At 72.2% G+C, this 6,267-nt stretch carries 4 protein-coding genes; 3 read left to right on the top strand and 1 reads right to left on the bottom strand.

The genetic code is table 11. The features are described from left to right. Positions 1 to 145 precede the first annotated feature (145 nt). Entirely contained in the window at positions 146 to 3,337 is a 3,192-nt protein-coding gene (locus tag ACFU0Y_RS16405) for an efflux RND transporter permease subunit (protein WP_380215741.1), read from the top strand. 226 nt (positions 3,338 to 3,563) lie between these two features. Continuing rightward, positions 3,564 to 4,022 (top strand): MarR family winged helix-turn-helix transcriptional regulator, encoded by a 459-nt coding sequence (locus ACFU0Y_RS16400; protein WP_380215739.1) that lies wholly within the window; start codon positions 3,564 to 3,566, stop codon positions 4,020 to 4,022. An 18-nt stretch (positions 4,023 to 4,040) separates the two neighbouring features. Here the strand turns inward: ACFU0Y_RS16400 and ACFU0Y_RS16395 are convergent, their stop codons facing one another. Further along, positions 4,041 to 4,865, bottom strand: coding sequence for a transglutaminase family protein (locus ACFU0Y_RS16395; RefSeq protein WP_380215737.1), 825 nt, complete (start codon positions 4,863 to 4,865; stop codon positions 4,041 to 4,043). Between the two features lie 173 nt (positions 4,866 to 5,038). On the opposite strand from ACFU0Y_RS16395, the gene ACFU0Y_RS16390 reads away from it, so the two are divergent. After that, the gene (locus ACFU0Y_RS16390; protein ID WP_380215735.1) at positions 5,039 to 6,184 is read left to right on the top strand and encodes a YihY/virulence factor BrkB family protein; all 1,146 of its coding nucleotides are present in this window, start codon (positions 5,039 to 5,041) and stop codon (positions 6,182 to 6,184) included. Positions 6,185 to 6,267 lie beyond the last annotated feature (83 nt).

Here is a 6,267-nt window from a genome sequence, read left to right as displayed (position 1 = left end):
GTCCGGGGCCTCGTCGTCGTCCGGCTCCCCCGGGCCGCCGGCCCCGGCGGACCCCGTCGGCCTGTCGGTACGCGGCGGTACGCTGAGGGGCGTGCGCCCCGGCCCCGCCGGGACGCCGTCGACCGATCCCTCCCGAGGAGCACGAGTGTTTCCCCTTGCCCGCGCGTCGATGGCCAACCGGGCCCTGATCGTGCTCATCACGCTGTTCGTGGCCCTGTTCGGGGTGCTCAGCATGCGCTCCATGAAGCAGGAGCTCATCCCGTCCCTGGAGATCCCCGCGATCAGCGTGGTCTCGGCGATGCCCGGCGCGTCCGCGGAGATCGTCGACGAACAGGTGGGCCGGCCCCTCGAGCGGGCGCTCAACATCGTGGAGGGCCTCGAGAGCTCCACCTCCACCTCGCGCAGCGGGCTGTCCAACATCCAGCTCGGCTTCGAGTACGGCACCGACCTGGACCGGGCCCGCAACCAGGTGGAGCGGGCGATCTCCAACGTGCGCACGCAGCTGCCCGACGACGTCGAGCCCACCGCCTTCGCCGGGTCCGTGGCGGACTTCCCCATCGTCTTCCTGGCCGTGTCCTCCGACGAGGACCTCAGCCCGCTCGCCGCCGACCTCGAACGGCTGACGGTCCCGGACCTGCAGCGGATCGAGGGCGTGCGCTCCGCCGAGGTGAGCGGCGCCCCCGACCAGGTCGTCTCAATCCTCCCGGACCCGGCGGAGCTCGCCCGCGCCGGCGCGACGCCGGCCGACATCCGCACCGCCCTGGAGGAGAGCGGCGGCCTGGTGCCCGTGGGCACCGTGGACGACGGCTCCACCACGCTCCCCGTCCAGGCCGGCTCCCCCCTGGACTCCCTCGAGGCCGTGGCGAACGTCCCCCTGCCCCTGCCCGAGGACGCGCCCGACGACGCCGGGGTCACCACCGTCGGCGAGGTCGCCACCGTGGAGCTCGCCGAGCAGGAGCAGACCTCGATCACGCGCACCAACGGGGAGCCGACCCTCGCGCTGTCCGTGACCAAGACCCCGGACGGGGACACGGTGGGGATCTCGCAGGCGGTCGAGGAGATGATCCCCGAGCTCGAGGCGGACCTCGGCAACGGCGCCGAGATCACCGCGGTCTTCGACCAGGCCCCCTACATCGAGCAGTCGATCGAGGACCTCACGGTCGAGGGCCTGCTCGGGCTCGTGTTCGCCGTCCTCGTCATCCTGGTGTTCCTGGCGTCGCTGCGCTCCACGCTGGTCACCGCGATCTCCATCCCCCTGTCCCTGCTCGCCACGTTCATCGGGATCAACGCCCTGGGCTACTCGCTGAACCTGCTGACCCTGGCGGCGATCACCCTGTCCGTGGGACGGGTCGTGGACGACTCCATCGTGGTGATCGAGAACATCAAGCGCCACTACGGGACGGTCGACCTGCGCGTCGACCCCGCCAACGCGAAGCGCCGGGCCATCCTCACCGCCGTGCGCGAGGTCGCGGGCGCGATCACCGCCTCCACCCTCATCACGGTCGCGGTGTTCGTGCCCATCGCCTTCGTGGGCGACGTGACCGGCGAGCTGTTCCGCCCCTTCGCCCTCACCACGACCATCGCGCTGCTGTCCTCGCTCGTGGTGTCCCTGACCATCGTGCCCGTGCTGGCCTACTGGTTCCTGCGGGACCCCCGCCTCGCCCGGCGGTCCCACCGGGCACCGGAGGGGCGCTCCGCACCCTGGGCCGACGGCGCGACCGACGCCGCGGCCGGGACGCCGCCCCGGCTGGCCCAGGGGTACCTCCCGGTGCTGCGCGGCACGCAGCGCCACCCGTGGGCCACCCTCGGGGTGAGCGTCCTGGTCCTCGGCGGCACGGCCGCCCTGCTCCCGGTGCTGCCCACCAACCTGCTCGGGGACACGGGGCAGAACACCATGACGATCGAGCAGGACCTGCCGCCCGGCACCGCGCTCGCCGTGACCTCCGAACAGGCGGGCCGCGCCGAGGAGGTGCTCGACCGGACCGAGGGCATCGAGGACGTCCAGGTCACCATGGGGCCCGGCGGCGGCTTCTCCGCGTTCCTGCCCGGCAGCGGCACCAACAGCGCCACCTTCTCCGTGACGACGGACGCCGCGGTGGACCAGGAGCGGCTGCGCCGCACCGTCGGCGAGCGCCTCGACCGCCTGGACGGCGCCGGGGAGTTCTCCGTGCAGGGCGCCCAGGGGTTCACGAGCAACGACGTGGAGATCTCCGTCAGCGCCCCGGACCAGGCCACGCTGGCGGAGGCCGACGACGCCGTGGTGCGGGCCGTGCGGGAGCTCGAGTCCGCCGGGCAGGTCACGAGCAACCTCGCGGCCACCCAGCCCACCGTCGTGGTCACCGTCGACCGGGCGGCCGCCGCCGGCCGCGGGCTGAGCGAGGAGCAGGTCACGGGGACGCTCGCCGGCACCGTCAACCCCCTCCCCGCCGGGTCCATCGACCTGGATGCCGACTCGGTGGCCGTGACCATCGGCGAGGGCCGCGCCGTCGAGGACGTCGACGCGCTGCGGTCCCTGCCCGTGCCGGTGGCGGACGGGACGGTCCGGCTCGACGAGCTGGCCGAGGTCGAGGAGGCTCTCACGGTCGAGACCATCACCTCGAGCAACGACCAGCGCACCGCCACCGTGGCCGTCACCCCGGGCGGCGCCGACCTCGGCGCCACGAGCGCCGACGTCCGGGACGCGCTGGCGGGCCTGGACCTCCCGCAGGGCGCCTCGGCCGAGCTGGGCGGAGCCGCCACGGAGCAGGAGAGCACGTTCCGGCAACTGGGGCTCGCCGTGCTCGCCGCGATCGCGATCGTCTACGTGGTGCTGGTGGCGACCTTCAAGTCGCTCGTCCAGCCGCTGATCCTGCTCGTCTCGATCCCGTTCGCCGCGACCGGCGCCGTGCTCGCGCTGCTGGCCTCCGGCGTGCCGCTGGGGCTCGCGTCACTGGTGGGGGCGCTGATGCTCGTGGGCATCGTGGTGACCAACGCGGTCGTGCTGATCGACCTCATCAACCAGTACCGGGGCCGGGAACACCGCATGGCCCTGCAGGAGGCCATCGAGAAGGGGGCGACCCGCCGGCTGCGGCCCATCCTCATGACGGCGCTGGCCACCATCCTGGCCATGACGCCCATGGCCCTGGGCATCACCGGCCAGGGCAGCTTCATCTCCCAGCCGCTGGCCGTGGTGGTGATCGGCGGGCTGATCTCCTCCACCCTGCTCACCCTGGTGCTCGTGCCGGTGCTGTACCGGCTCGTGGAGGCCCGCCGGGAGGATCGGCACCGGCGACGGGAGGAGCGGATCACGGCGCTGGCCGCGGAGCCGCGGGCGGCCGGAGGACCGCGCCGGGCGTGACATCCGTCACCGTGCGCTCTTTCGTGGACATTTGCTTCTGAAAATACTGTGGAGGAGGTTCTCCGCGTCCGCCGCACGGACGGGAGGGCGGTATCATCGCCGCTGGTCACACCGAGGATCCCCGCCCCGGTGCGGGCGGCGCACCGGGGCCCCCGGCGCGGCACCCCCCGAAAAGGGGGACACCCGCGACCGGTGCGCCCATGTAACCGCGCCGTAGCATTGTCCTGTGACCCGCAGAGAAACAGATCGTGTGCAGAACAGCGCCGACGCCTGGGAGGCCCTCTTCAGGGCCCAGGTGACGGTCATGCGGCGTCTCCAGCGCCAACCCGAGTTCGCGGAGCTCTCCGCCCGCGAGTACGACGTCCTGTTCAACCTCTCCCGCGCCGACGAGACCGGCATGCGTCTCAACGAGCTCAACGAGTACGTGCTGCTGACCCAGTCCAGCCTCAGCAGGATGCTCGAGCGCCTCGAGCTCAAGGGGCTGGTGCACCGCTGGCAGGACCCGCAGGACCTGCGAGGGTTGCGGATCCGGCTCACCGAGCGGGGCCGGCAGATGCAGGTGCAGATCGCCGAGCAGTTCCGGGTGCACGTCCACGAGCTGATGTCCGCGGGCCTGGACCCGGAGGAGCTGCGCATCCTCACCCGCCTCGCCGACCGGCTGCGGGCAGCCGTCAACGACCTCTGACCCGGCCCACGGGCGGTCCTACAGCGGGAGGACGACCCGGGCGTCCGGATCCTCCGGCGCGGACGCGGTGGACTCCGCGGACACCCGCATCTCCCCCAGCGTGATCTCTCCCTCGAGCGTGGTCAGGAACGCCGTCTCGGAGGCGTCCGCTCCCGTGGCGATGCGCACGAACTCGGTGCGCGGGGCCAGCCCGGTGGCGTCGAGGACGTACCAGGCGCCGTCGTGCCACGCCTCGACCACCGCGTGGAAGTCCATGGGGCTCAGCCCGGGAGCGTAGACCGACACGAGCCGCGCCGGCACCCCCAGGCCCCGCAGCAGGGTGATCAGCAGGTGCGCGTAGTCCCGGCACACCCCCTGCCGGGTGAGGAACGTGTGCACGGCGGTGTCGGTGGCCGTGGAGGAGCCGGCCACGTAGTCCAGGTGCTCGTGCACCCAGTCCCGCACCCGCTGGAGCGTCCCGTAGCCGCCGCCGCGGGCCCCGGGGAAGAGGGCGTCGGGGGTGCCGGCCATCTCGTCGAACGGGCAGAAGCGGCTGGGCCGGGTGTAGCGGACGACGTCGACGGACTCCCCCGGCGGCGGCGGAGCCGCCGGACCGACCAGTTCCAGGGCGTAGGCGACCGTGCACCGCGCGCCGCCCGGCACCCGCGCCAGGTGCAGCCGCGTCCCGTGCAGGTCCTCCGCCTCCTCGAGCGGGACCTCGGCCCCGTCGACGTGCAGGCTCAGCCGCTCGTCGGGGCGGGCGCGGTCCCCGGGACGGGCGGCCGCCAGGGAGAACACCGCCAGGTGGTCGGTCTCCGACACGAAGTCGACCTCCGCGGACACGGTGCGCCGAGTGGTGGGCACGGAGGACCTCCTGGTGGGGTGCGGTGGGCGGCGGGCCGGTGGTCCGCCGCCTCCATTGTCCCTCACGGGGCCAATTCGTCAGTACACTGATCCACGAGACATCCCCCACACGCCCCGCCGCCGGATGCGGAGCTCGTGCACCGCATCCGGCGGCCGACCGCGAAGGACGCAGCATGGCCCAGGACACCAGTCAGGACAGCCGCTCCAAGGAGCGCACCGCACCCGACCCGGAGGACCCGCGCAAGCCGGACAGCCCCACCGAGATGAGCAAGCCCTCGTGGGGCTACGTCGCCAAGCGCGCGCTGTCCGAGTTCTCCAAGGACGACTGCACCGACCTCGCCGCGTCGCTGACGTACTTCGCGGTGCTCTCCATCTTCCCCGCGCTGCTCGCCATCGTGTCCCTGCTCGGCGTCTTCGGTCAGGGGCAGGCCACCACCCAGGCGATCACGGGCTTCCTCGAGGGCGCCGCGCCGCCCGAGCTCGTGACGCTGCTGGAGGAGCCCATCAACAACCTCACCACCGGCACCGGCGCCGGGCTCGCCCTGCTCACCGGCATCGTCGGCGCGCTGTGGACCGCCTCGGGCTACACGGGCGCCTTCGGCCGGGCCATGAACCGGATCTACGAGGTGGAGGAGGGCCGGCCCGTCTGGAAGCTGCGGCCGATGAACATCCTCGTGACCCTCATGCTGGTGCTCATCGTGGTGCTGATCATGCTCATGGTGCTGATCTCCGGCGGCATCGCCCAGTGGGTCGGCGACCTCGTCGGCCTCGGCACCACGGCCGTGACGGTGTGGAACATCGCCAAGTGGCCGGTGGTCGTGATCCTCGCGGTCCTCCTCATCGCGGTGCTCTACTACTTCACCCCCAATGTGCAGCAGCCCAAGTTCCGCTGGATCAGCATGGGCTCCATCGTCGCGCTGGTCGTGGCGGCCGTGGCCGCAGCCGGATTCACCTGGTACGTGACCAACTTCGCGTCCTACAACGCCACCTACGGCATCATCGGCTCCGTCATCATCCTGCTGCTCGGCCTGTGGATCATCAACAACGTGCTGCTGCTGGGCGCGGAGATCGACGCCGAGGTCGAGCGCGGACGCCAGCTCCAGGGCGGGATCAAGGCCGAGGAGTCCATCCAGCTCCCGCCGCGCGACACCCGCCAGGTCGACAAGAAGGAGAAGAAGGAGGAGAAGCTCGTCGACCAGGGCCGCAAGCTGCGTCTCGAGCACGAGCACCTCGACTACTCCTCGGACGACACCGGCAAGAACGACACCGGCAAGAACAACACCGGCAAGAACGCCGACAAGGACTCCGGCCGGAGCTGACGACCGTCCCGGCTCCGAGCGCTCGGCGCGCCAGGAGACCGGGAGCTCGGCGACCCCAGCGGCGGGCCCGTGGTGCTGAACCA

It is taken from the genome of Kocuria sp. NPDC057446, from assembly GCF_042802875.1.
Taxonomy (GTDB): domain Bacteria; phylum Actinomycetota; class Actinomycetes; order Actinomycetales; family Micrococcaceae; genus Kocuria.
The sequence above is the reverse complement of the archived record's forward strand: the minus strand, read 5'-3'. Positions and strand labels throughout refer to the sequence as shown.

Bases quoted from the DNA above. Each gene is read 5' to 3' on its own strand.
- ACFU0Y_RS16390 (WP_380215735.1), top strand. From the start codon at position 5,039: ATGGCCCAGGACACCAGTCAGGACAGCCGCTCCAAGGAGCGCACCGCA.